This window comes from Citrobacter sp. RHBSTW-00887, assembly GCF_013728095.1.
Taxonomy (GTDB): domain Bacteria; phylum Pseudomonadota; class Gammaproteobacteria; order Enterobacterales; family Enterobacteriaceae; genus Citrobacter; species Citrobacter braakii.
The window spans coordinates 4,482,342-4,506,008 of the sequence record NZ_CP056267.1; the positions used below are offsets into that span (position 1 = coordinate 4,482,342).

21 protein-coding genes are annotated in these 23,667 nt (G+C 54.5%); 7 read left to right on the forward strand and 14 right to left on the reverse strand.

The genetic code is table 11. From position 1 onward, the window contains the following. Positions 1–10: 10 nt before the first annotated feature. From creD to creA, 4 genes are read right to left on the reverse strand one after another with little or no spacing between them, the layout of a single operon-like run. A complete protein-coding gene (creD, locus tag HV314_RS21385) occupies positions 11–1,378 on the reverse strand; it encodes a cell envelope integrity protein CreD (RefSeq protein ID WP_181546656.1) in 1,368 nt (455 codons plus the stop codon). A gap of 57 nt (positions 1,379–1,435) precedes the next feature. Beyond that, positions 1,436–2,860 carry a two-component system sensor histidine kinase CreC gene (gene creC, locus HV314_RS21390; RefSeq protein WP_181546658.1) on the reverse strand — a complete coding sequence of 475 codons (1,425 nt, stop codon included), beginning with the start codon at positions 2,858–2,860 and terminating at the stop codon, positions 1,436–1,438. Then, positions 2,860–3,549 (reverse strand): two-component system response regulator CreB, encoded by a 690-nt coding sequence (creB, locus tag HV314_RS21395; RefSeq protein ID WP_016151622.1) that lies wholly within the window; start codon positions 3,547–3,549, stop codon positions 2,860–2,862. The genes creC and creB overlap by 1 nt, the downstream gene beginning before the upstream one ends. 12 nt (positions 3,550–3,561) lie before the next feature. Then, a complete protein-coding gene (gene creA, locus HV314_RS21400) occupies positions 3,562–4,035 on the reverse strand; it encodes a protein CreA (protein WP_016151621.1) in 474 nt (157 codons plus the stop codon). Between the two features lie 211 nt (positions 4,036–4,246). Between creA and robA the strand changes: the two genes are divergently transcribed. After that, positions 4,247–5,116, forward strand: coding sequence for an MDR efflux pump AcrAB transcriptional activator RobA (gene robA, locus HV314_RS21405; RefSeq protein WP_016151620.1), 870 nt, complete (start codon positions 4,247–4,249; stop codon positions 5,114–5,116). Here the strand turns inward: robA and gpmB are convergent. After that, positions 5,113–5,760, reverse strand: coding sequence for a 2,3-diphosphoglycerate-dependent phosphoglycerate mutase GpmB (gpmB, locus tag HV314_RS21410; protein WP_016151619.1), 648 nt, complete (start codon positions 5,758–5,760; stop codon positions 5,113–5,115). The genes robA and gpmB overlap by 4 nt on opposite strands. A gap of 52 nt (positions 5,761–5,812) precedes the next feature. On the opposite strand from gpmB, the gene yjjX reads away from it, so the two are divergent. Next, a complete protein-coding gene (gene yjjX, locus HV314_RS21415; RefSeq protein ID WP_047358369.1) occupies positions 5,813–6,328 on the forward strand; it encodes an inosine/xanthosine triphosphatase in 516 nt (171 codons plus the stop codon). A gap of 76 nt (positions 6,329–6,404) precedes the next feature. Here the strand turns inward: yjjX and trpR are convergent, their stop codons facing one another. Then, positions 6,405–6,731, reverse strand: coding sequence for a trp operon repressor (gene trpR / locus HV314_RS21420; RefSeq protein ID WP_019078321.1), 327 nt, complete (start codon positions 6,729–6,731; stop codon positions 6,405–6,407). Positions 6,732–6,820: 89 nt separating this feature from the next. Then, positions 6,821–8,758: a murein transglycosylase gene (gene sltY, locus HV314_RS21425; protein ID WP_047358370.1), complete on the reverse strand. Its 1,938-nt coding sequence runs from the start codon at positions 8,756–8,758 to the stop codon at positions 6,821–6,823. A 408-nt stretch (positions 8,759–9,166) separates the two neighbouring features. Here sltY and ettA point away from each other — a divergent pair, with 408 nt between their 5' ends. Next, entirely contained in the window at positions 9,167–10,834 is a 1,668-nt protein-coding gene (gene ettA, locus HV314_RS21430) for an energy-dependent translational throttle protein EttA (RefSeq protein WP_003019019.1), read from the forward strand. Positions 10,835–10,933: 99 nt separating this feature from the next. Here the strand turns inward: ettA and nadR are convergent, their stop codons facing one another. The 3 genes from nadR to serB all read right to left on the reverse strand — a co-directional run bounded on the left by nadR (position 10,934) and on the right by serB (position 14,663). After that, positions 10,934–12,163 (reverse strand): multifunctional transcriptional regulator/nicotinamide-nucleotide adenylyltransferase/ribosylnicotinamide kinase NadR, encoded by a 1,230-nt coding sequence (gene nadR, locus HV314_RS21435; protein WP_016151614.1) that lies wholly within the window; start codon positions 12,161–12,163, stop codon positions 10,934–10,936. A 65-nt stretch (positions 12,164–12,228) separates the two neighbouring features. After that, complete coding sequence (gene radA / locus HV314_RS21440; RefSeq protein ID WP_053389006.1) at positions 12,229–13,611, reverse strand: DNA repair protein RadA; 1,383 nt, start codon at positions 13,609–13,611, stop codon at positions 12,229–12,231. 83 nt (positions 13,612–13,694) lie between these two features. Next, on the reverse strand, positions 13,695–14,663 hold the full coding sequence (serB, locus tag HV314_RS21445; protein ID WP_003829946.1) for a phosphoserine phosphatase: 969 nt from the start codon (positions 14,661–14,663) through the stop codon (positions 13,695–13,697). A gap of 115 nt (positions 14,664–14,778) precedes the next feature. On the opposite strand from serB, the gene HV314_RS21450 reads away from it, so the two are divergent. Next, positions 14,779–15,420: a YtjB family periplasmic protein gene (locus tag HV314_RS21450; RefSeq protein WP_016151612.1), complete on the forward strand. Its 642-nt coding sequence runs from the start codon at positions 14,779–14,781 to the stop codon at positions 15,418–15,420. A gap of 20 nt (positions 15,421–15,440) precedes the next feature. Next, on the forward strand, positions 15,441–16,457 hold the full coding sequence (lplA, locus tag HV314_RS21455; RefSeq protein WP_016151611.1) for a lipoate--protein ligase LplA: 1,017 nt from the start codon (positions 15,441–15,443) through the stop codon (positions 16,455–16,457). Between the two features lie 85 nt (positions 16,458–16,542). Here the strand turns inward: lplA and deoD are convergent, their stop codons facing one another. From deoD to deoC, 4 genes are all read right to left on the reverse strand, one after another. Next, a complete protein-coding gene (gene deoD, locus HV314_RS21460) occupies positions 16,543–17,262 on the reverse strand; it encodes a purine-nucleoside phosphorylase (protein WP_000224864.1) in 720 nt (239 codons plus the stop codon). A 199-nt stretch (positions 17,263–17,461) separates the two neighbouring features. Further along, on the reverse strand, positions 17,462–18,685 hold the full coding sequence (deoB, locus tag HV314_RS21465) for a phosphopentomutase (protein ID WP_016151610.1): 1,224 nt from the start codon (positions 18,683–18,685) through the stop codon (positions 17,462–17,464). Positions 18,686–18,735: 50 nt separating this feature from the next. Beyond that, on the reverse strand, positions 18,736–20,058 hold the full coding sequence (gene deoA, locus HV314_RS21470) for a thymidine phosphorylase (RefSeq protein WP_016151609.1): 1,323 nt from the start codon (positions 20,056–20,058) through the stop codon (positions 18,736–18,738). A gap of 179 nt (positions 20,059–20,237) precedes the next feature. Then, positions 20,238–21,017 carry a deoxyribose-phosphate aldolase gene (gene deoC / locus HV314_RS21475; protein WP_016155634.1) on the reverse strand — a complete coding sequence of 260 codons (780 nt, stop codon included), beginning with the start codon at positions 21,015–21,017 and terminating at the stop codon, positions 20,238–20,240. A gap of 261 nt (positions 21,018–21,278) precedes the next feature. On the opposite strand from deoC, the gene HV314_RS21480 reads away from it, so the two are divergent. Beyond that, positions 21,279–22,829 (forward strand): YjjI family glycine radical enzyme, encoded by a 1,551-nt coding sequence (locus HV314_RS21480; RefSeq protein WP_181546660.1) that lies wholly within the window; start codon positions 21,279–21,281, stop codon positions 22,827–22,829. After that, positions 22,801–23,664: a YjjW family glycine radical enzyme activase gene (locus HV314_RS21485; protein ID WP_181546662.1), complete on the forward strand. Its 864-nt coding sequence runs from the start codon at positions 22,801–22,803 to the stop codon at positions 23,662–23,664. Before HV314_RS21480 ends, HV314_RS21485 begins: the two co-directional genes overlap by 29 nt. Positions 23,665–23,667: the final 3 nt, after the last annotated feature.

A 23,667-nucleotide genomic window follows, 5' to 3' on the forward strand; every position in this document is an offset into this window, starting at 1 on the left:
CCCAACTGCCCTATTTCCACAAGCGAAATTCGTCGCTCTGCGCAGGCTGAAGCTCTGGAAGTTCTGTAGATTTTGGCTTTGTTTTTGGCTGTGCCAGCGAGTGCCAGTCAAGATGACGCGTCAGGAACATTACCCCACAAAGCGCGAACAACAGCACGCCGGTTCCCAGCAGTAAAGAGCTATCCTGTGAACGTAGCAGCACCCACATCACACCATCCAGCCCCAGCAGCGCCACGGTGAACAAAATACTGCTCCGCCAGCCCTGCAATATCGCCTGCAGATACACACCGTTCATCAACGCCCCCACCAGACTTGCCGTTATCCACGCCGCCGTAAAACCGATGTGTTCTGACAGTGCCAGCAGCAGCAGATAAAACATTACCAGCGATAGCCCCACCAGCAGATACTGCATCGGGTGCAGGCGCAGATTGGTCATACTTTCAAGGACGAAGAAAGACATAAAGGTCAGCACAATCAGCAGGATGGCATACTTTGTCGCCCTATCCGTTAACTGATACTGATCTGCAGGCGTGGCGACGGCGACGCTAAACGCTGGCATGCCCTGCCAACCAATCTTTTCGTCGTTAAAGCGCTCGCCGAGGTTGTTCGCAAACCAGCTGCTTTGCCACTTAGCCTTGAATCCTGATTCGCTAATTTCGCGCTTAGCCGGGAGGAAGTCCCCAAGAAAGTTGGGATGCGGCCAGTTGCTGGTTAAGGTCATTTCACTGTTACGTCCAACCGGAACGACGGAGAAATCGCCGGTTCCGCTCAAATTAAGCGACAACGCCATGCTCAGATTTTGCTCAGCCCAGCTCGCATCGGGTAGTGGAATGTGGATCCCCTGTGCACGTCCATCCAGCCCCGTCCCAGGCTCAACGGCCAGCGACGCTCCATTGACCTGCGGCGCTTTTACCACGCCAATCCCACGCGCGTCCCCCACGCCAACCACAATAAACGGTTTACCGATGCTGATATTTGGATGATTTAAATCACTCAACCGTTCGGCGTTAAACTCAGCCTTCACCGAAACATCATTGTGCCAGACCTGGCCCTCATAAATACCGATTTTACGCGCTTCAACGTTCTGATTCCCCTCAACTACCAACGACTCCGGCAGCCAGAAATGGATATAGCTACGCTTACGCTGGATTTCTTTGCCATCCTCCAGTGAGGTGTAAAGTTCCGTTAGCGGAATGGCTATCAACGGTCCTACCATCTTTTGCGGCCCGCTGGTGCTCTGTCGGATAGCATCTTCGACTTCATCACGGTAATCCGATCGCTCCACGATGATCTGCCTGACCATCGTCAGCGGGATTAACAGCAGCAGTATTGCGCCACCTAAGGTGACTATTTTCCAAAACAGGGGTGATTTAAACATAGCGTTCTCCTTTGCAATATCAGCAAGGTAGAACAGCTTTGTGCGGAGAATTTGAAGTTATGTGAAGTGAGCGTGAAGCGTAAACGAGGCCTGTGCGCCGCCTTGTGGTCGGTTGCACAATGTCACCGTCCCCTCGTGCAGTCGCGCAACCTCACTGACAAACGCCAGCCCTAAACCGCTGCTCTTATGCCCATTTTCACGGGGCAGCGAATAGAAACGCTCAAAAATACGCGGCAACGCGAAGTCGGGGATCCCGCTGCCGCTGTCGATTATCTGCAACGTGACCAGTTCATCCTGCTGATGCGCGCTCAGCGTAATCGTCCCGTCCTGTGGCGTGAAGTCGATAGCGTTGTCGAGCAAATTCCCCAATGCCTGCTCCAGTAACGCAGGCTCGGCGGCGACGCTAAGCGATGAAAGCATAATGGTAAGCGTGATGTTTTTTGCCGCCAGTTGCACGCTACGCGCCTCTTTGAGCTGAGCAAACAGCGCATCTACCGCCACTGGCGTCAACGTAATGTCCTGTCGATTCTCCAGTCGCGCCTGGCGTAACAGGGTTTCAACCAGCGCCTGCATGCGCGCATTTTGCGTCAGGATATTATCGGTAAAGCGCGCAACCACGTTCGGCGGCGGACCTTCGCGCAAAATCTCAGCCGCGCCGCGAATGGCCGCCAGCGGACTTTTCAGTTCATGCGTTAACGCATAAACATACTGCTCAATGTAGTTTTTGCCCTCCAGCTTCAGTCGCATACTTTCCAGCGCCTGCGCCAGTTTACGTAGCTCGCTGCTACCTAAATCAGGCAATGGGACGGGGCGATTCTCGGTAACGGAGTCGGCATAGCGCGCCAGCCGGGCGATGGAGCGGTTTATCCACCATACCATCCCGATGCCAATCACTAAGGCAATGCCCAGCAATACGGCGCTGGCCCACAGCATCCGCCGTTCACTGCGTTTAATCACCGGCGCCATCGCCGCATTCGGTTTACCGACGCTAAGCACTCCGATAATACGTCCGCCGTCTACGATCGGCGCGGCCACGTACATCACTGAACTTTCCGGATCGTTCGGGTTTTGCGGCGTGCTGCGGGCGCCATATTGCCCACGCAGGGTTAACCACACGTCGTTCCAGCGAGAATAGTCCTGACCGACAGCCTGGTTTGCGGAATCAAACAACACTTTACCCTGCGCGTCCGTCATGTAGACATGGTATTCATTACGGACTTTGTTAATGCCGCTGATATTGGCGCTGAATGGGCGGTTATGCAGTTGCGAAAATGCCTGCGCCAGCTTGCCGTTGGCGGGAGAGTCAGAGAGCAAGTCATCGCGCGCCAGCGCGGCCAGCAGCGTGGCGGTATCAATCAAAGTGCCTTCGGTCGCCCGGCGGACGCCTGGTTTAATTTCCTGCACAAAGATCGACAAAACGAACCAGGCGGCGACGGCAACAATCAGAAAATAGCCGAGCAACAAACGCATGCCAATGCGCATCAGACGCTCCTCAGGCTATATCCCATACCGCGATGCGTATTGATGGGGGAAAGCTCAGGGTTGATAGCCCTCAACTTGGCGCGCAGCGTTTTGATGTGAGTATCGACCGTTCTGTCAAAGGTGTCCTGTGCATCGGCCCAGACTAAATCCATCAACTGCTGACGTGAGTAAATGCGCCCCGGCGACAACAGCAACGTTTTCAGCAACAGAAATTCATAGCGCGTCAGGTTTAACGGCTTGCCGAACCAGGTAATCTGCGCGGCCAGCTCATTAAGTTCAAAATCGCCGCAACGCGTCGTCGATGAAGGAGCAGAGAATTTCTGCACCCGCCGCAGCAGCGTACGCACGCGGGCGCACACCTCGCGCGGTGAGAAAGGCTTGGCAACATAGTCATCCGCGCCAATTTCCAGCCCCAGCAGGCGATCCACCTCATCGCTACGCGCGGTCAGAAACAGGATCGGCAACGCTGGATGCCGCTCCAGCAGGCGTCGACACAGTTCAAAACCGCTGATATCCGGTAGTCCGACATCCAGAATGATTGCATCAGGACAACGCTGGCGAGATTTCTCCAGCGCAGGTAACCCGCGCTCAAACGCTTCCACGCTAAAACCTTCCTGCTGCAGCATGTAGATGAGCGTATCGGCAATGCCCTGCTCATCCTCAACCAACCAGATCAACGGTTGTTGCATTTTGCTTCCTTGTTATTCCCGCCACGGCATGATGGGCACCGCGCTGATGGCATTTTTGGGCGATCCATCGACCACTTTATCTGAATAGGCCAGATAGGCCAGTGCATTACGTTTCGCGTCGTAAAAACGCACGACCTGTAAGGATTTAAACACCAGCGAGGTACGTTTTTTAAATACCACTTCGCCCTGCGCTTTGCCGTTCTTGATTCTGTCGCTCAGTTCTACCGGCCCCACCTGCTGACAGGAAATGGCGGCATCGGAGGTATCTTCCGCCAGCCCCAGCCCACCTTTGATGCCGCCGGTCTTCGCCCGGCTCACGTAGCAGGTCACGTTGGTAACATCAGGATCGTCAAACGCTTCGACCACAATTTTATGATCCGGCCCAAACATTTTGAACACTGTATCGACAGATCCAATCTGCTCCGCATGGGCGACCTGCGCCAACATCAGCAGAATTGAGGAAATGATTAAGCTCTTATATTTCATATTGTTACCATTTTTAAAAGTTACTCTGTGTAATTATTCGACATTCTAAGATAAAACGTATACAGATCACAGGATTACAATAATCACGCTTTCGAATGATCGAAAAAAGCATTTATGAGCAAAAAAAACACTGAATGCTAAAACAGCAAAAAATGCTATTATCCTCATACCTGACGTCAGGTACTCGTTGTTGAAAGGATGAGGATATTTTATGGATCAGGCTGGCATTATTCGCGACCTATTAATCTGGCTGGAAGGTCATCTGGATCAGCCTTTGTCGCTTGACAATGTGGCGGCAAAAGCAGGCTATTCCAAGTGGCACCTGCAGAGAATGTTTAAGGACGTGACGGGCCATGCTATTGGCGCCTATATCCGCGCCCGTCGTTTATCGAAATCCGCAGTGGCGCTGCGCCTGACTGCACGCCCAATTCTGGATATTGCGCTGCAATATCGCTTTGACTCTCAACAAACCTTTACCCGCGCGTTCAAGAAACAGTTTTCCCAAACGCCTGCGCTGTATCGCCGTTCGCCGGAATGGAGCGCGTTTGGTATTCGCCCGCCTATGCGACTGGGTGAATTTGCCATGCCTGCGCACGAGTTTGTCACGCTGGAAGATACGCAACTGCTTGGCACCACGCAAAGCTATTCCTGCTCGCTGGAGCAGATTTCAGATTTCCGTCATGAAATGCGAATTCAGTTCTGGCGCGACTTCCTTAGCCAGGCTCCTGCGATCCCACCAGTGCTGTACGGGCTGAACGAAACGCGTCCGAGCCTCGAAAAAGATGATGAGCAGGAAGTGTTTTACACCACAGCACTGACGCCGGAACAGGCCAATGGTTATGTGCCGTCGGCACAGCCTATCCTGCTACAGGGCGGCGAGTATGTGATGTTTACCTATGAAGGGCTGGGGACCGGTGTACAGGAGTTTATCCTGACGGTTTACGGCACATGCATGCCAATGCTGAACCTGACGCGCCGTAAAGGGCAGGATATCGAGCGATACTACCCGGCAGAAGATGCCAAAGCGGGAGATCGCCCGATCAACCTGCGCTGCGAATTCCTGATTCCGATTCGCCGCTAGCGCTGCAGTTCGTCTAACGCAGGGGCGTCCAGATGTGAGATGTCCCCTGCCGTTTCAACTACCCATCCCGGCGCCAGCCACAAACTTTCCTGGTAATCGACGCGAGAAATAGAACAGTTGCGCAAACGCAGGCGACGTTCAGCCCATGCCGGTAATCCCAGAATCGTACTCACCAGACAACCCAGTGCAATACCGTGACTGACCAGCAGCGGACGACTCCCCGGCGGCAGTTCCAGACAGGATGCCAGCGCCGCGTGGACGCGATCGCTCAGTTCCTGCATCGATTCCCCTTCAGGAATACGCCCCTCCACCGTACCGTTCACCAACTGGCGACGCCAGCCCTCTTCTTCCGACGTCAGCGTATCGATATGGCGTTGCTCCAGCACGCCCATATTCAGCTCGCGCAAACGTGAGTCATAGGTGATATCACAGCCACAGGCCTGGGCGATGATTTCTGCGGTGCGTCGTGTACGACCTAAATCGCTGCTGATGACATGCGTAATACCAAACGTGCGGGCGCGTTCGCCCACCTGCATGGCTTGCTGTTCACCTTTAGCGGTCAGTGGGCTGTCTGACTGGCCTTGAATACGTCGCTCGGCGTTCCACTGCGTTTCGCCATGGCGAACAAGGTATACCTGTAACATGCTTTTTTTCCGTTATACTGCGATGCGATGAATTTTCAAACTGAGCTTAATTATGCACAAGGTTATCTCTGCGACCACCAATCCTGCCAAAATTCAGGCAATTCTGCGGGCATTTGAAGAGATTTTCGGGGAAGGATCCTGCCATATTGAACCCGTCGCCGTCGAGAGTGGCGTGCCGGAACAACCTTTCGGAAACAAGGAAACGCGCACTGGCGCACGAAATCGCGTTGATAATGCGCGCCGTCTGCACCCGCAGGCTGATTTCTGGGTCGCTATTGAAGCGGGAATTGACGACGATGCGACCTTCAGTTGGGTGGTGATTGATAATGGCGTCCAGCGCGGCGAAGCCCGTTCAGCCACGCTGCCATTGCCAGCTGTCATTCTCGACAGAGTCCGTCAAGGCGAAGCGCTCGGTCCGGTGATGTCGGACTACACGGGTATTGATGAGATTGGCCGTAAAGAGGGCGCAATCGGCGTCTTTACCGCGGGCAAGCTGACGCGCTCAAGCGTATACCACCAGGCGGTGATTCTGGCGCTCAGCCCGTTTCATAACGCAGTGTATTTATAGCGTTGTGCCGGATGGCGGCTTCGCCTTATCCGGCCACAACCGCGCCACATCCTTAGGCCTGATAAGCGAAGTGCCATCAGGCATTTTTTAGCAGCACCTGCTCCAGCCAATGACGCAGATCCACCGGTGCAGATTTAAGGCTGTTCGACCCCCGTGTAATGGTGGCGATCCCCGCCCCGAGCTCGTTTTTAAGCTCGCGCTGACTCATCTCGCCGCGCAGCAGCTCTTCAATGATACGCACGCGCGTGCCCAGCGCTTCGCGCTCATCCGGCGTTAACATCAAATTGAGCAAGGGCAGGTGTAAGTCTTGTTCATAGGCGTGTTTAAGCAGATCGACAAAACGTAACCACTCCTGGTGACGCTGTTCTGCCATCTCTGCCGAATAGGGTGATTGCTGAGTCATAAGTTATCGCCATCGTTGCGGGGGAAGCGTGCTTGCTTCCCCCTTTTGTACTCTTTAACGAGTACGATAGCATAACACAACCGACACGATCAGTAACGACGTTGCCATTCTGCGTCGCTCATCAACTCCGGCTTATCACCAAGGAAATAGCGATAGTACGCATCGTAAGCCAGCACGTTCTTCACGTAGCCACGCGTCTCAGAGAATGGAATGCTTTCGACAAACGCGACAGCATCGATACGACCCGCGCTGTTGCCAAGCCAGGTGCGAACGCGCCCCGGTCCGGCGTTATAGGCCGCCGACGCAAAAATGCGGTTATTGCCGAATTGCTGATAGACATACTGTAAATAGCTGGTACCAATGTTGATGTTGGTATCAGGATCCAGTAGTTGGCTCGGGCTGCTGTAACCTGGAATCGAGAACATTTTCACCGTATGCGTCGCCGTACCCGGCATAATCTGCATCAGCCCGCTGGCACCAACCGGCGATTTTACTTTCGGGTTCCAGGCGCTTTCCTGACGCGCTATCGCCATCGCATAGCTTGGCGGAATATCCTTGCCGCTGGTGTAGCGTGTAAACAGATCCTTGTAGGCCAGTGGGAAACGCTCTTCCAGATGATCCCACAGCTTACCGGCGATCGTCGCTTGTACGCTCAGATCCCACCAGTGATTGTTGAACGCGTAACGCGCCAGCTGAGCCTGCTCAGACTTCGTGCGACTGGTGACCAGATTCGCCCATTCACTGCGCGCGGTATTGTCCAGGTTCCAGTACATTAGCTCGCGCACACGTGCCATTTCCGGTCCCTGAGTCAGCGCAGAGTCAACGTTTGCCGGGGCTTTATCCACTTTCAGCTCGTACTCTTCACCCAGACGCTGTGCCGCCACCATCGGATAGAAACCGCGCTGCTGCATGAGCTGATGCAGAATCTCTTTGGCTTCCGCCTCACGCCCGCGCTCAAGCAGCAGATCCGCCTGCCAGTAACGCCACTCATCTTTCTCTTTTGCTTCCATTGGCAGACGCGCCAGCCAGGTATTCAGACCACGACGATCGCCGGTTCCCAGCGCCATGCGCACACGGCGTTCCACAAGCGAGGTGGAATTCGAGCGCATAATGGCGTCATCGCGCCATTTGGCCTGCTCATCGGTAACGTCATTGCCCATCAGACGCCAGGCGACGATGTCGCGCAGCTCCTGGGTTTGCTCGTCATTCAGCTGTTGCGCCTGCGCCAGAGACGGGATCATCAGGCGGGCATTTTCCGCATCCTGACGCGCCACGCTGGAAAAAGCCACCGCCGCCATCTGTCGGGTGAAATCCGTCGCGCCAGTGGTGCGTGCAAAGGTCATCACCGAATTCGGATCGTTGGCCAGCGCGATGATCGCCGAAGCGATAGTTTGGTATTGCGCGGGCATTTGTCCAGCCAACGCCGTGACCAGACCGGTATTCCCGGCTTTCATCGCCAGACGAATACGCTCCAGATACGCCAGCGGATCCTGAGTTCCTGAGGCGCGCCATACGCCGAATAATTTGTCACAGGCGTTCGGCTGGCTTTTCCCACTCAACCACAGTTCTTTCGCGCCCTGCCAGGCCTCTTCGGTTTGCCCGGTGCTCCATTTCGCAAAGTAATAGTTGCATTGCGCTTCCGTGGTACCCGGTTTTTCTGGGCTGAACGCCAGTAGTCCACGCCAGTCCTCCCGTCGCGCCAGTTCATTCACGAAACGTGATTGCAGAGTACGCGCGGGGGGCAGCGTCGGGTTGGCGCGCACAAAATTGGTAACGGTAATGGTGGGCTGATTCATCAGATCGTCAGTAATCTGACGATATTCCAGATAAGGATACAGAGGATAATTCTTCAGGCCGGGCATCATCTGCTCTACGACATCCATCTGTCGGTTATCCCAGGCCTGTTTAATTTGCGCATAGCGACTGCGCTGCTCATCCAGGGAATCGGCTCGCGCCACTTGACTGACCGTCAGCAGACATACGCTGGCCGCCAGCAGGCGCCAGGTAAATTGATTGGCTTTGTCCACAAGCTCTTCCTCTTCTCATGTTACGTCTGTGCAGCATCATGCCGCTTAATTAGTTCATGCTAACCAGACATTGCAGAATGCGCCACGTCACGGACACTTTTTTACTTTTGTTGCGAGTGAGATCTGCTGGCTGGGATTGGGCAATGAAAAAGGCTACACTTCGCCTTTGATAACTATTTACCAATAATTAGCCCTAAATAATTCAAGTTGCAGCAAGGCGGCGAGGGAGTAAATCCCCTGAGCGTACATAGTGCGTGACTGGGGAGAACGACAAATCTGTCAGGAGCAGATTTGAACGCTGCGGAGCAGCGGCCCGCAAGGGCGAGGCTCATGGATGAGCCGAGTAACTCACAGCCAACGCATCTGCGGCTTGAAGTATGACGGGATAAATAAAGAGGCGAGTCCAACGTGGCCCAATTTGTTTATACCATGCATCGTGTCGGCAAAGTCGTTCCGCCGAAACGTCATATTCTTAAAAACATCTCACTGAGCTTCTTCCCTGGCGCCAAAATCGGTGTACTTGGTCTGAACGGCGCGGGTAAATCGACCCTGCTGCGCATCATGGCCGGCATTGATACCGATATCGAAGGTGAAGCTCGCCCACAGCCTGGCATTAAAATCGGTTACCTGCCGCAGGAACCAAAACTGAACCCGGAACATACTGTTCGTGAATCCGTGGAAGAAGCGGTTGCCGAAGTGGTTAACGCGCTGAAAGGTCTGGATGAAGTGTACGCAAAGTACGCCGAGCCGGACGCCGACTTCGATAAACTCGCTGCGCAACAGGGCAAGTTTGAAGAGATCATTCAGGCGCACGACGGTCATAACCTGAACGTGCAGCTTGAGCGTGCCGCTGACGCCCTGCGTCTGCCGGACTGGGACGCTAAAATTGAGAACCTCTCTGGTGGTGAACGCCGCCGCGTCGCGCTGTGCCGCCTGCTGCTGGAAAAACCAGACATGCTGCTGCTCGACGAACCGACTAACCACCTGGACGCCGAATCCGTTGCGTGGCTGGAACGCTTCCTGCACGACTTCGAAGGCACCGTGGTGGCGATTACCCACGACCGTTACTTCCTCGACAACGTTGCGGGCTGGATTCTGGAGCTTGACCGCGGCGAAGGTATTCCATGGGAAGGCAACTACTCCTCCTGGCTGGAGCAGAAAGATCAGCGTCTGGCGCAGGAAGCGTCTCAGGAAGCGGCTCGCCGTAAATCCATTGAGAAAGAGCTGGAGTGGGTGCGTCAGGGCGCTAAAGGCCGTCAGTCTAAGGGTAAAGCCCGTCTGGCACGCTTTGAAGAGCTGAACAACACCGAATACCAGAAGCGTAACGAAACCAACGAACTGTTTATCCCACCAGGAGCACGTCTGGGTGATAAAGTCGTTGAAGTAACCAATCTGCGTAAATCCTACGGCGATCGCGTTCTGATTGACGACCTGAGCTTCTCCGTACCGAAAGGCGCTATCGTCGGCATCATCGGTCCGAACGGCGCGGGTAAATCTACCCTGTTCCGTATGATGTCCGGTCAGGAACAGCCAGACAGCGGCACCATCACGCTGGGTGAAACCGTCAAGCTAGCTTCCGTTGACCAGTTCCGTGACGCCATGGACAACAGCAAAACCGTGTGGGAAGAAGTTTCCGGCGGGCTGGATATCATGAAGATCGGCAACACCGAGATGCCAAGCCGCGCCTACGTAGGCCGCTTCAACTTTAAAGGTGTTGATCAGGGTAAACGCGTAGGCGAACTCTCCGGCGGTGAGCGCGGTCGTCTGCACCTGGCGAAGCTGCTGCAGGTTGGCGGCAACATGCTGCTGCTTGATGAACCAACCAACGACCTGGATATCGAAACCCTGCGCGCGCTGGAAAACGCCCTGCTGGAGTTCCCGGGCTGTGCGATGGTCATCTCGCACGACCGTTGGTTCCTCGACCGTATCGCGACCCACATTCTGGATTACCAGGATGAAGGTAAAGTTGAGTTCTTCGAAGGTAACTTTACCGAATACGAAGAGTACAAGAAACGCACGCTGGGCGCAGATGCGCTGGAGCCGAAGCGTATTAAGTACAAGCGTATTTCGAAGTAATTACCGTTAAGCGCCGGATGGCGGCGTTACGCCTCATCCGGCCTACGAGGTTAGTGCGACTTGTAGGCCGGATAAGCGCAACGCCATCCGGTATTTACGCTATCTCTGCTCGCCCATCAACTCTTTCACCAACTCCACGCAGCGCAGAAATCGACCGTCATAGTCGGGCTCCTGAACGTGCACAAAATTGATATTGTTTTCCTGCAGCATCTCGACCAGCAGCGACTGAAACGCTTTTCTGTCAACCGAACTGCCGAGACTGCGTAAGCCATCCGCCACCCATGGAGTATTGTTCTCCAGCAGGATCACCAGGTCAAAGCGATACTCGTCAATCAGGGCCTGCACAAACGGGTGTTCACGCCCTTCATACTTTTTGCAGAAGGCCTGAGTGGTAACGAAATCGGTGTCGATAAACGCCACTTTATTGGCATACTTGACAGCAAAATCAATGTATTGGGCTTGTCCCAAGGCGATTTTATCGTAGTCGGAATACTGCAACGCCATCTCATCACCGCCCAAATGGGAGAAGACGTAATCACGCCCATATTCCCACGCACTGGTAGTGTTAAAGATATTGGCGAGCTTGTTCACCAGCGTCGATTTTCCGCTCGACTCTCCGCCGAGGATCGCCACAGTGCGCACGAAAAACGGCTTCACTTCTGTAGGAATATACTCCCAGTAGCGAAACGGGTTCTCACGGATTTGCCCGCCGCTGATGTTCATAAACGTTCGTTTGGGATCCACCAGCACGGTTTCGATCCCCAGATGTTCCAGATACTGCGGGGCATCTGACTCTTCAGAAGTGTAAATCCAGTTAGGCTGGATCCCTTTCTCCTGCATAAACGTTTTGATCCCGTTGCTCCACACATCCCAACCGTGTGGGTACGGCTCCATCCCCTCTTCGTTGAAGGCATGAATACGGATATTTTTCTGATACTTAAAGGTTTGCAGCAGCCAGCGTAGACGATCGGGCACCGTGGGCTGTTGCGACATAGCGCTGTCTTCAAACAGGCTGCGATCGCGCGTGTCGTCATACCCCATGATGATATGCAGTTCATCGACCTGACTACACGCGCGCTGGATAAGATAGATATGGCCGGTATGCAGCGGATAAAACTTACCGAATACCACACCGATATTCTTCTGCTGGCGCGGAAACTCCAGCCCGAGAAACCGGTGCAACGCCTCCAGCTTTTGCGCGCTGGGGCTTTTAATTTTGGCATTCAGCAGTTGACTTAAATATCCCTTGGTCATGCCACTGGCATCTGCCACCTGTTGCAGGGTACAGCCCTTTTGCTTAATGGCAGTTTTCAGATAATCAAATGACACAAGAGCCTCCTGCTGTAAAAATAAACGTAATACCCAATACCGCCGGAAAGACGGCGGGTATTTTATTATAGGTCGTCAAACACGCTTAAAGCATCCGTAAGCTTCTTAACGCCAAAGACCTGCATCCCTTCCGGCACTTTTTTCGGCACGTTGGCGGCAGGAACAATCGCCCGACGAAAGCCGTGCTTCGCCGCTTCGGAAATACGCTCCTGGCCGCTGGGTACCGGACGGATTTCGCCCGCCAGTCCCACTTCGCCAAAGACCACTAAGTCCTGCGGCAGCGGTCGGTCGCGCAGGCTGGAAACCATTGCCAGTAGCAGTGCCAGATCGGCGCTGGTTTCGGTAACCTTCACACCGCCGACCACGTTGACGAACACGTCCTGATCCGCCATCTGCAAGCCGCCGTGACGATGCAGCACGGCCAGCAGAATCGCCAGACGGTTCTGCTCCAGACCGACCGCCACACGACGCGGATTCGCCATCATCGAATGGTCGACCAGCGCCTGAATCTCCACCAGCAACGGGCGTGTGCCTTCCCAGACCACCATCACTGAACTGCCGGAGGTGACTTCATCGCCACGGCTTAAGAAGATAGCGGAAGGGTTGCTAACTTCACGCAGCCCCTGTTCGGTCATGGCAAAGACGCCCAGTTCATTCACCGCGCCAAAGCGGTTTTTATGGCTACGCAGAGTACGAAAACGAGAATCGGCGTCGCCGTCGAGCAGAACCGAGCAGTCAATACAGTGCTCCAGCACCTTTGGACCGGCCAGCGAGCCGTCTTTGGTGACGTGGCCGACCATGACAATCGCCACGCCGCGCGTTTTGGCAAAGCGGGTCAGGTAAGCCGCGGTTTCGCGCACCTGTGCCACGCTGCCCGGCGAAGACTGAATGTCCGCCATGTGCATCACCTGAATGGAGTCGATAACCATCAGCCTCGGCTGTTCTTCTTCGGCAATCAGGCAAATTTGTTCGATACTGGTTTCCGACAGCATGTTCAGATTCGCCGTCGGCAGACCGAGTCGATGCGCGCGCATCGCCACCTGTTGCAAAGACTCTTCGCCGGTGACGTACAGGGTTTTCATCTGCTCAGCGAGCTTGCACAGCGTTTGCAGCAGCAGCGTTGATTTCCCTGCGCCGGGGTTACCGCCAATCAGGATGGCGCTGCCGGGCACCACACCGCCGCCCAGCACGCGGTCAAACTCTTTAAATCCGGTGGAAAAACGCGGCAACTCTTCAAGGCTGATATCAGACAGCTTCTGCACTTTTGCGACGCCCGCATTCCCGGCATAGCCGCTGAGCCGCTCGTTACGCGCCACCGTTGGTGACGCGGCAAGGCGTACCTCGGTAATGGTGTTCCAGGCCTGACAGGCGCTGCATTGCCCTTGCCAGCGCGGGTAATCGGCCCCGCATTCGTTACAAACAAAGGCGCGTTTTGGAGCTTTGGCCACGTTTTACCTCTTTCGTTAGCGCGTTTACCGGACAGCGTGGGCGCTTATCCGGCCTACGGTCACTTTGCCATCAGGCAATTAAATCATTTCTGGTTCATGCTGCCAGAGAGAATGCAGAACACGCCCATCAGGTCAGCGTGACGGATCGTAATCTCCGTCTTTTCATTCACTTTGGGTTTGGCATGATACGCTATACCCAGTCCAGCCGTTTTGATCATCGGTAGATCGTTGGCGCCATCGCCGATCGCCACCGTCTGCGCCATCGGGATCTCATACTCCTGCGCCAGGCGGGTCAGGGTGTTGGCTTTGTACTGCGCATCGACGATATCGCCGATCACGTTGCCGGTGAATTTACCGTCCATGATCTCCAGCTCGTTTGCCACAGCCGCCGTCAGACGTAGTTTGTTACGCAGATAATCGGCAAAGAAGGTAAAACCGCCGGAGGCAATTGCCACTTTCCAGCCGAGCGTTTCCAGTTTTAACACCAGCTGAGTCAGGCCAGGCATCAGTGGTAGCGTTTCGCGCACCTGGTGCAAAATATTGGCATCAGCGCCCTTCAACGTCGCCACGCGGCTGCGCAAGCTGGCGGTAAAGTCCAGCTCGCCGCGCATCGCGCGTTCGGTGACTTCCGCAACCATTTCGCCGGTTCCCGCCAGTTTGGCAATTTCATCGATACACTCGATCTGGATAGCCGTTGAATCCATGTCCATCACCAGCAAACCCGGCGTGCGCAAATGCGGAATTTTACCCAGTGGCGCAACATCCAGTTTGGCATCATGCGCCAGTTTTGCCGCACGCGGCGTTAACGAGCCCGCCAGACGAATCACCTGATAATCCTCAACGCACCACGCCGCCACGATCACCATCGCCGCACCCAGTTTGCTCTGGTATTGCGTTAACCGTTGTTTATCCAGCCCACGACCGTACAGCAGCCAGCCACTGCGGCCCGCGTGGTAATCCAGCGGCATGACTTCATCACCGCTTAAAGAGAGAGGCAGACCTGGCCACAGAGAAACATCTTCAGGTAGATCGCACCAGGTAATGTTAGGCATTAAAGCTCCTGTAAAATCGTTCGGGTCGGAATCATCAGGGGAAAATAACGCATGAGGCTACCCTGTAACCAGCGCTTCTGGCAACATTAAGTCTCAAATTTTCAGCAGGTGGAATATGGCTCGCACAAAACTGAAATTCCGACTTCATCGTGCAGTGATTGTATTGTCCTGCCTTGCGCTGCTCGTTGCTCTGATGCAGGGCGCGTCCTGGTTTAGTCAAAGCCACCAACAGCAGCGTAATCCGCAGCTCGAAGAGCTGGCGCGCACGCTGGCTCGCCAGGTCTCCTTGAACGTCGCCCCGCTGATGCGTACCGAAACACCGGATGAAAAGCGCATTAAAGCGGTACTCTCGCAGCTCACGGAAAGTAGCCGTATTCTGGATGCGGGCGTCTACGATGAACAGGGAGACCTGATTACACGCACCGGTGAGAGCGTCAACGTTCGAGACCGACTGGCGTTGGACGGCAAAAAAGCCGGGGGCTATTTTAACCAGCAGATTGTCGAGCCCATTCAGGGAAGAAATGGTCCGCTGGGCTATCTACGCCTGACGCTGGATACCCACACGCTCGCCACCGAAGCCAAGCAGGTGGATAACACCACCAACATCTTACGCCTAATGCTGCTTCTGTCACTGGCAATTGGCGTGGTGCTCACCCGTACCTTATTGCAAGGCAAGCGCACCCGCTGGCAGCAATCCCCTTTCCTGCTGACCGCCAACAAACCGGTACAGGAAGAAGACAACGAGAAGAAAGAGTAATAACAGAAAGGAAATCGACCATGACGACACTACGCCTGCTTATCTCAGACTCTTACGATCCGTGGTTTAACCTCGCGGTCGAAGAGTGCATTTTTCGCCAGATGCCCGCCACGCAGCGCGTCCTGTTCTTGTGGCGTAACGCCGATACGGTAGTGATTGGCCGGGCGCAAAACCCGTGGAAAGAGTGTAATACCCGCCGTATGGAAGAAGACAACGTGCGGCTCGCCCGTCGCAGCAGCGGCGGCGGCGCGGTGTTCCATGACTTAGGCAATACCTGCTTTACCTTTATGGCCGGTAAACCGGAGTACGACAAAACCATCTCTACCGCTATTGTCCTCCATGCCCTGAACGCGCTGGGCGTAGACGCCGACGCCTCCGGGCGTAACGATCTGGTCGTGAAAACGCCAGACGGCGATCGCAAAGTTTCCGGCTCTGCTTATCGGGAAACGAAAGACCGCGGATTCCACCACGGCACGCTGTTGTTGAACGCCGATCTCAGCCGCCTGGCAAACTATCTCAATCCGGATAAAAAGAAACTCGCCGCCAAAGGCATCACCTCGGTTCGCTCACGCGTAGCGAATCTAACGGAGCTGTTGCCGGGCATCACCCATCAACAGGTCTGTCAGGCTATCACGGAAGCCTTTTTTGCCCACTACGGCGAACGTGTCGAAGCGGAAATTATCTCGCCGGACAAAACCCCGGATCTGCCGAACTTTGCCGAAACCTTTGCCCGTCAGAGCAGTTGGGAGTGGAATTTTGGTCAGGCGCCTGCGTTCTCGCACCTTCTGGACGAGCGTTTCACCTGGGGCGGCGTTGAGCTGCATTTCGACGTGGAAAAAGGTCATATCACCCGTACGCAGGTCTTTACCGACAGCCTCAATCCCGCGCCGTTAGAAGCGCTGGCGGGTCGTCTGCAGGGGTGTTTGTACCGTGCGGATATGCTGCAACAGGAGTGCGAAGCGCTGCTGGTTGATTTCCCACAGCAGGAGAAAGAGTTACGCGAACTGTCAGCGTGGATTGCCAGTGCAGTGAGCTAAACGCTGGCCTGAAAATGCCGGATGGCGGTCCGGCATACATCGATTGTATGCCCGGTAAGCGCAGCGCTACCGGGCATCACAACACTTACTCTTTATCGCCCAGCAGAACGGATTCCAGTGCGATTTTGATCATGTCGTTGAAGGTCGTCTGACGTTCAGCGGCAGTGGTCTGCTCGTGAGTACGGATATGGTCGGACACGGTGCAGATGGTCAGCGCTTTCGCACCAAACTCAGCCGCAACGCCGTAGATACCCGCCGCTTCCATTTCCACGCCCAGCACGCCGTATTTTTCCATTACGTCGAACATTTCGCCGTCCGGAGAGTAGAACAGGTCAGCGGAGAACAGGTTGCCCACGCGCGCGTCTACGCCCAGCGCTTTTGCCGCATCAACTGCATTACGCACCATGTCGAAGTCAGCGATAGCTGCGAAGTCATGATCTTTAAAACGGATACGGTTTACTTTGGAGTCGGTGCAGGCGCCCATACCGATAACCACGTCACGCAGTTTAACGTCCATACGCACAGCGCCGCAGGAGCCTACGCGAATGATTTTCTTCACGCCAAAATCGGTGATCAGCTCTTTGGTGTAGATAGAGCAGGACGGGATACCCATCCCGTGACCCATAACGGAGATCTTACGGCCTTTGTAAGTACCGGTGAAACCTAACATGCCGCGAACGTTGTTCACTTCACGAACATCTTCGAGGAAAGTTTCAGCAATATGCTTTGCGCGCAGCGGGTCGCCCGGCATCAATACGACGTCAGCGAAATCACCCATTTCTGCATTAATATGTGGAGTTGCCATCTTCAGTTCCCTTTTGATTTATTGTTTTTGTCGAGGGGGTAGCAATGCCTTACCCAACCGACAAAACGAATTCAAATACCCTAAGGATTTCGCGTTGTTGGAAGGCGACGAATTCGGAACCCCCGGGAGCATAGATTACCTATGTGACCGGGGTGAGCGAATGAAGTCAACGCATCTACAGCGCGAAAGACAACGGGTATCACAGCATGTTTTTACCGTAGTCCATCGGCGATGTACCAAAGTAGCTCGCCAGCGTCTGGCCAATATCCGCGAAAGTTTCACGGTGACCTAAAGAGCCTGGTTTCACTTTCGGGCCGTAAACCAGCACCGGAATGTGCTCACGGGTGTGGTCAGTGCCGGTCCAGCTCGGGTCACAGCCGTGGTCAGCGGTCAGGATCAGAATGTCATCTTCACCCACCAGTTCCATCAGTTCAGGCAAACGGCGGTCGAACAGTTCCAGACCTGCAGCGTAACCAGCGATATCGCGACGATGTCCCCAGGAAGAGTCGAAATCAACGAAGTTAGTGAAGACAATGGTCTTATCACCCGCTTCTTTCATCTCTTTGATGGTGGCGTCGAACAGCGCGTCCAGGCCGGTAGCTTTCACTTTTTTGGTGATGCCACAGTTAGCGTAGATATCCGCGATTTTACCGACGGAAACCACGTGACCGTCTTTCTCGTCGACCAGTTTCTGCAGCACAGTCGGTGCTGGCGGCTCAACGGCCAGATCGTGACGGTTACCGGTGCGCTGGAAATTACCCGCTTTATCACCGATAAACGGACGCGCGATAACACGACCGATGTTGTAACCACCTTCGGTCAGTTCTTCACGAGCGATTTCACACAGTTCGTAGAGTTTATCCAGGCCAAAAGTCTCTTCGTGACAGGCAATCTGGAACACGGAGTCTGCGGAAGTATAGAAAATCGGCTTGCCGGTTTTCATATGCTCTTCACCCAGTTGATCCAGGATCACGGTACCGGAAGAGTGGCAGTTGCCGAGGTAGCCCGGCAGGTTGGCACGTTTGACCAGTTTATCCAGCAGTTCCTGCGGGAAGCTGTTGTCATGATCGGAGAAATAACCCCAGTCAAACAGAACCGGAACACCCGCGATTTCCCAGTGGCCAGACGGCGTGTCTTTCCCGGAAGAGAGTTCATGCGCCCAGGCGTAGGCACCAATCACTTCCGCGTTACCGTCCATACCAGCAGCAATTTTACCGGTAGAACCTTCGTGAGCTTTCACCAGGCCCAGACGGGTCAGGTTAGGCAGATTCAGTGGACCTTTGCGACCCTTGTCAGCTTCGCCTTTCGCACAGGCTTCTGCAATGTGTCCCATAGTGTCTGAGCCTACGTCGCCAAAGCGATCCGCATCTTCAGTCGCACCAATACCAAAGGAGTCCAGCACCATAATAAATGCACGTTTCATCTTGTTCTCCAACATCTGCGCCGCAAAAAAGCGATCAGATCAGTATACAGTTATTCGGTAATACGACGATAGACTGTCGGTGTAATTTCTGGCGCTTTATCGTCAAGGCTAATTGCCGCTTTGACCGCTTTCGCCGCTTCCTGCCAGCTGGCTTCGTCTTTGGCGTGGATCACCGCCAGCGGACGCTGTCCGTCTACGCTGTCGCCCAGACGCGCCATGTCGCTAAAGCCAACGCTGTAATCAATGGTGTCCGAAGCCTGACGACGACCGCCGCCCATGGAAACAACCGCCATTCCCAGCGCACGGGTATCCATAGCGCTGACAAAACCTTCGGTATCAGCATATACCGCTTTGCTGAGCATTGCCGTCGGCAGGTACTTCGCATAATTTTCGACGAAATCGGTCGGGCCTTTCTGCGCTGCAACCATGCGACCAAAAATCTCTGCCGCTTTGCCGTTATCCAGCACCGCCTGCAATTTTGCACGGGCTTCGGCATCGTCTTTCGCCAGATTGCCGGAGATCAGCATTTCCACGCACAGCGCCATCGTGACGTCTAACAGACGTGGATTGCGGTATTCACCTGTCAGGAACTGCACCGCTTCGCGGACTTCTACCGCGTTACCTGCGCTGGAGGCCAGTACCTGGTTCATATCGGTTAACAGCGCGGTGGTACGTACACCCGCCCCGTTCGCCACGCCGACAATCGCTTCGGCAAGCGCTTCAGAAAGCTCATAGGTCGGCATAAAGGCGCCGCTGCCGACTTTCACATCCATCACCAGCGCATCCAGCCCTTCCGCCAGCTTTTTCGCCAGGATAGAGCCGGTAATCAGCGGGATGGAATCCACCGTCGCGGTAATATCGCGGGTGGCATAAAAACGTTTATCCGCCGGTGCGAGCGAGCTGGTTTGCCCAATAATCGCCACACCCACGTCTTTAATAATTTCACGGAAACGCGCGTCGTCCGGGAAGATGTCAAACCCTGGGATGGCTTCCAGTTTATCGAGCGTACCGCCGGTATGCCCCAGACCACGTCCGGAGATCATCGGAATATAGCCGCCGCATGCAGCGACCATCGGGCCTAACATCAGTGAGGTTACGTCACCCACGCCGCCGGTAGAGTGTTTATCCACAATCGGGCCGTTCAGTTGCAGGCTTTTCCAGTCCAGCACGGTTCCTGAATCACGCATTGCCATGGTCAGCGAAACACGCTCAGGCATTGTCATATCGTGGAAGAAAATGGTCATCGCCAGGGCGGCGATTTGCCCTTCAGAGATGGTGTTGTCGCGAATCCCATTGATAAAGAAACGAATCTCTTCATCGCTCAGCGCATGACCATCACGTTTTTTACGAATAATTTCTTGTGCGAGAAACATGGTAACCCCCGATAAATCAGGTTAAATGCAGCGGAAAACCCACTGCAATGAATGATTACTCTAAACAATTCGAGTCGCAGGAAGCGGCAAGGAAGCTCATCCCCAGGCGCTTACTACAGTAAGTGACTGGGGTGAGGGAGTGCAGCTAACGCACCTGCGGCTTGCAGTATGACGAGTAATTAGTAGCTGCTTGCGCTCTTACCATCGCCGTGACCCAGCGCTTTCAGCAGGCTCGCCAGCAGGCTGGATGCGCCAAAACGATAGTGACGGGAATCGGCCCAGTCAGCGCCAAACAGTTCGTCAGCAATCGCCAGGAACTGCTGTGCATCTTCTGCAGTACGCACGCCGCCTGCCGGTTTGAAACCTACAGTTTTAGAAACGCCCATGTCGCGGATCACTTCCATCATGATGCGTGCGCTTTCCGGCGTCGCATTTACCGGCACTTTACCGGTAGAGGTTTTGATGAAATCAGCACCCGCTTTGATGGAGATTTCAGACGCTTTACGGATAAGACTCTCTTCTTTCAGCTCACCGGTTTCGATGATCACTTTCAGCAGCACGTTTGCCGCCGCACACGCATCTTTACATGCTTTAACCAGATCAAAACCAACCTGCTCGTTACCGGCGATCAGGGCACGGTAAGGGAACACCACGTCAACTTCATCCGCGCCGTAGGCAATCGCCGCGCGGGTTTCAGCCAGCGCAATCTCGATGTCGTCGTTGCCGTGCGGGAAGTTGGTCACGGTTGCAATACGGATGTCCGGAGTGCCTTGCTCTTTCAGCGTCTTACGCGCGATAGGGATGAAACGCGGATAGATGCAAATAGCGGCAGTGTTGCCTACCGGGGTCTTCGCCTGATGACACAGCGCGATCACTTTTTCATTGGTGTCGTCGTCATTCAGGGTGGTCAGGTCCATCAGTTTCAGTGCACGCAGGCTGCTTGCTGTTAAATCGGTCATAACATTCTCCAACGGCATCGCCGTATAAAATTTCACCTTGCGAGTTTGTTAGTATTCTAACATCCGCTCGCTATTACACTTCGATATACATCACAGTTAATGAAAACCACATACAGATTTGCATTACTCTAATGAGATCTACTTCAAATAAATCACCTTTCAAGAAGGGATGCGGTGGCATCAGGCGCATCCGGATCAAAGGTTGTGGCGGCGTTGCTTTCTACAATGGCGTTACACCTTCGGGATTAAAAGGAATCAACGATGCCCACTTCAAGCGAACTCGCGCTGCAACAGCGTTGCCAACAAATCGTGACCAGTCCGGTGCTCAGCCCTGAGCAGAAACGCCACTTCCTGGCGCTGGAGGCTGAAAACGCGCTGCCTTACCCGCAACTACCTGCTGAGGCTCGCCAGGCGCTGGATGACGGGGTGATCTGCGATATGTATGAAGGTCATGCCCCGTTCAAACCGCGCTATGTTTTACCCGACTACGCGCGTTTTCTGGCTAACGGTTCCTCATGGCTGGAACTGGAAGGAGCCAGGGATCTTGATGACGCGTTATCCTTACTCACCATCCTGTATCACCACGTTCCGTCAGTCACCTCGATACCGGTCTATCTCGGCCAGCTCGACGTTCTGTTGCAACCGTATGTTAGAATTCTAACACAATATGAGATCGATATTCGAATAAAACGTTTCTGGCGTTATCTCGACAGAACCCTGCCAGACGCATTTATGCATGCCAATATCGGCCCCGCAGATACGCCTGTCACCCGTGCAATTTTACGCGCAGACGCAGAGTTAAAGCAGGTTTCGCCTAATCTGACGTTCATTTATGATCCGCAAATTACACCTGACGACCTGCTGCTCAACGTGGCGCAAAATATCTGCGAGTGCAGTAAGCCGCACATATCCAACGGCCCCGAAAATGATAAAATTTTCACAAAAGGTCAGTATGGCGTCGTCAGCTGTTACAACTCGTTGCCGCTCGCCGGGGGTGGAAGCACGCTGGTCAGGCTCAATCTGAAAGCCATCGCAGAGCGCAGCACCTCTGTCGATGACTTCTTTACGCGCACCCTACCGCACTATTGCCAGCAGCAAATCGCCATCATTGATTCACGATGTGAATTCCTCTATGAAAAATCACATTTCTTTGAGAATAGCTTCCTGGTGCAGGAAGGGTTGATTGATCCCGAACGTTTTGTCCCTATGTTCGGCATGTATGGCCTGGCGGAGGCGGTGAATCTGCTGTGCGATAAGGCGGGGCAGAATGCTCGCTACGGAAAAGACGAGGTCGCCAATCAGCTCGGCTATCGCATCAGCGCCCAACTGGCGGAGTTTGTAGAAAGTACCCCGGTGAAATTTGGCTGGAAGCAGCGCGCAATGCTGCACGCACAGTCAGGGATCAGTTCTGACATCGGCACCACGCCGGGCGCGCGTCTGCCCTACGGCGATGAGCCGGATCCGATCACTCACCTGCAAACCGTCGCGCCGCATCATGCGTATTATCACGCGGGGATCAGCGACATTCTCACGCTGGATGAAACCATCAAGCGCAATCCTCAGGCGCTGGTGCAATTGTGCCTCGGGGCTTTTAAAGCTGGGATGCGTGAGTTTACTGCCAACGTGAGTGGTAACGATCTGGTCCGCGTCACCGGCTATATGGTACGCCTGTCGGATCTGGAAAAATATCGCGCCGAAGGTTCACGCACCAACACCACCTGGCTGGGCGAAGAAGCCGCGCGCAATACGCGCATTCTGGAACGACAACCTCGCGTGATTAGCCATGAACAGCAGATGCGCTTCAGTAAGTAAGATCATTCCTTTCTCCTGCGTCGACGGGCCGGGCAGTCGCCTGGCTCTGTTTCTGCAAGGATGTAACCTGCGCTGTAAAAATTGCCACAATCCGTGGACGATGGGGCGCTGCAACGACTGCGGGGAATGTGTCCTGCATTGCCCGCATGAAGCGCTGAGCCTGAGTGCGGGGAAAGTGAGATGGCAATCCGACGTATGTCAGCAGTGCGATACCTGCCTGCTCATGTGCCCACAGCAGGCCACGCCGATGGCGCAAACCCTGAGCGTTGATGAAGTGCTGCAGCATATTCGCAAGGCGGTGCTGTTTATTGAAGGAATTACGGTCAGCGGCGGCGAAGCGACCACCCAGTTGCCGTTTATCGTGGCGCTGTTTAACGCGATCAAAACCGATCCGCTGCTGCAACACCTGACCTGCATGGTAGACAGCAACGGCATGCTGAGCGAAACCGGCTGGCAAAAACTACTGCCGGTATGCGACGGCGTAATGCTCGATTTAAAAGCCTGGGATAGCGCGTGTCATCGACAGTTGACTGGCCGCGATAACACGCTGATTAAACAAAGCATTACCTTTTTGTCCGGGCAGGGAAAACTTGCGGAACTGCGCCTGCTGGTTATTCCTGGCCACGTGGATTATCTACAGCATATCGATGCACTGGCGGCGTTTATCAAACGTTCAGGTGATGTACCAGTGCGGCTAAATGCCTTTCATGCGCACGGGGTGTACGGCGAAGCGAAGGACTGGCCGAGCGCCACGCCTGAGGATGTGGAGCAACTGGCGCAAGGATTGCGCGAGCGCGGAGTGGATAATTTGATCTTCCCGGCGCTGTACCTGTAATTG

Coding starts and splice junctions, on each gene's coding strand:
- creD (WP_181546656.1), bottom strand. CDS start 1,378: ATGTTTAAATCACCCCTGTTTTGGAAAATAGTCACCTTAGGTGGCGCA.
- creC (WP_181546658.1), bottom strand. CDS start 2,860: ATGCGCATTGGCATGCGTTTGTTGCTCGGCTATTTTCTGATTGTTGCC.
- creB (WP_016151622.1), bottom strand. CDS start 3,549: ATGCAACAACCGTTGATCTGGTTGGTTGAGGATGAGCAGGGCATTGCC.
- creA (WP_016151621.1), bottom strand. CDS start 4,035: ATGAAATATAAGAGCTTAATCATTTCCTCAATTCTGCTGATGTTGGCG.
- robA (WP_016151620.1), top strand. CDS start 4,247: ATGGATCAGGCTGGCATTATTCGCGACCTATTAATCTGGCTGGAAGGT.
- gpmB (WP_016151619.1), bottom strand. CDS start 5,760: ATGTTACAGGTATACCTTGTTCGCCATGGCGAAACGCAGTGGAACGCC.
- yjjX (WP_047358369.1), top strand. CDS start 5,813: ATGCACAAGGTTATCTCTGCGACCACCAATCCTGCCAAAATTCAGGCA.
- trpR (WP_019078321.1), bottom strand. CDS start 6,731: ATGACTCAGCAATCACCCTATTCGGCAGAGATGGCAGAACAGCGTCAC.
- serB (WP_003829946.1), bottom strand. CDS start 14,663: ATGCCTAACATTACCTGGTGCGATCTACCTGAAGATGTTTCTCTGTGG.
- HV314_RS21450 (WP_016151612.1), top strand. CDS start 14,779: ATGGCTCGCACAAAACTGAAATTCCGACTTCATCGTGCAGTGATTGTA.
- lplA (WP_016151611.1), top strand. CDS start 15,441: ATGACGACACTACGCCTGCTTATCTCAGACTCTTACGATCCGTGGTTT.
- deoD (WP_000224864.1), bottom strand. CDS start 17,262: ATGGCAACTCCACATATTAATGCAGAAATGGGTGATTTCGCTGACGTC.
- deoB (WP_016151610.1), bottom strand. CDS start 18,685: ATGAAACGTGCATTTATTATGGTGCTGGACTCCTTTGGTATTGGTGCG.
- deoA (WP_016151609.1), bottom strand. CDS start 20,058: ATGTTTCTCGCACAAGAAATTATTCGTAAAAAACGTGATGGTCATGCG.
- deoC (WP_016155634.1), bottom strand. CDS start 21,017: ATGACCGATTTAACAGCAAGCAGCCTGCGTGCACTGAAACTGATGGAC.
- HV314_RS21480 (WP_181546660.1), top strand. CDS start 21,279: ATGCCCACTTCAAGCGAACTCGCGCTGCAACAGCGTTGCCAACAAATC.
- HV314_RS21485 (WP_181546662.1), top strand. CDS start 22,801: ATGAACAGCAGATGCGCTTCAGTAAGTAAGATCATTCCTTTCTCCTGC.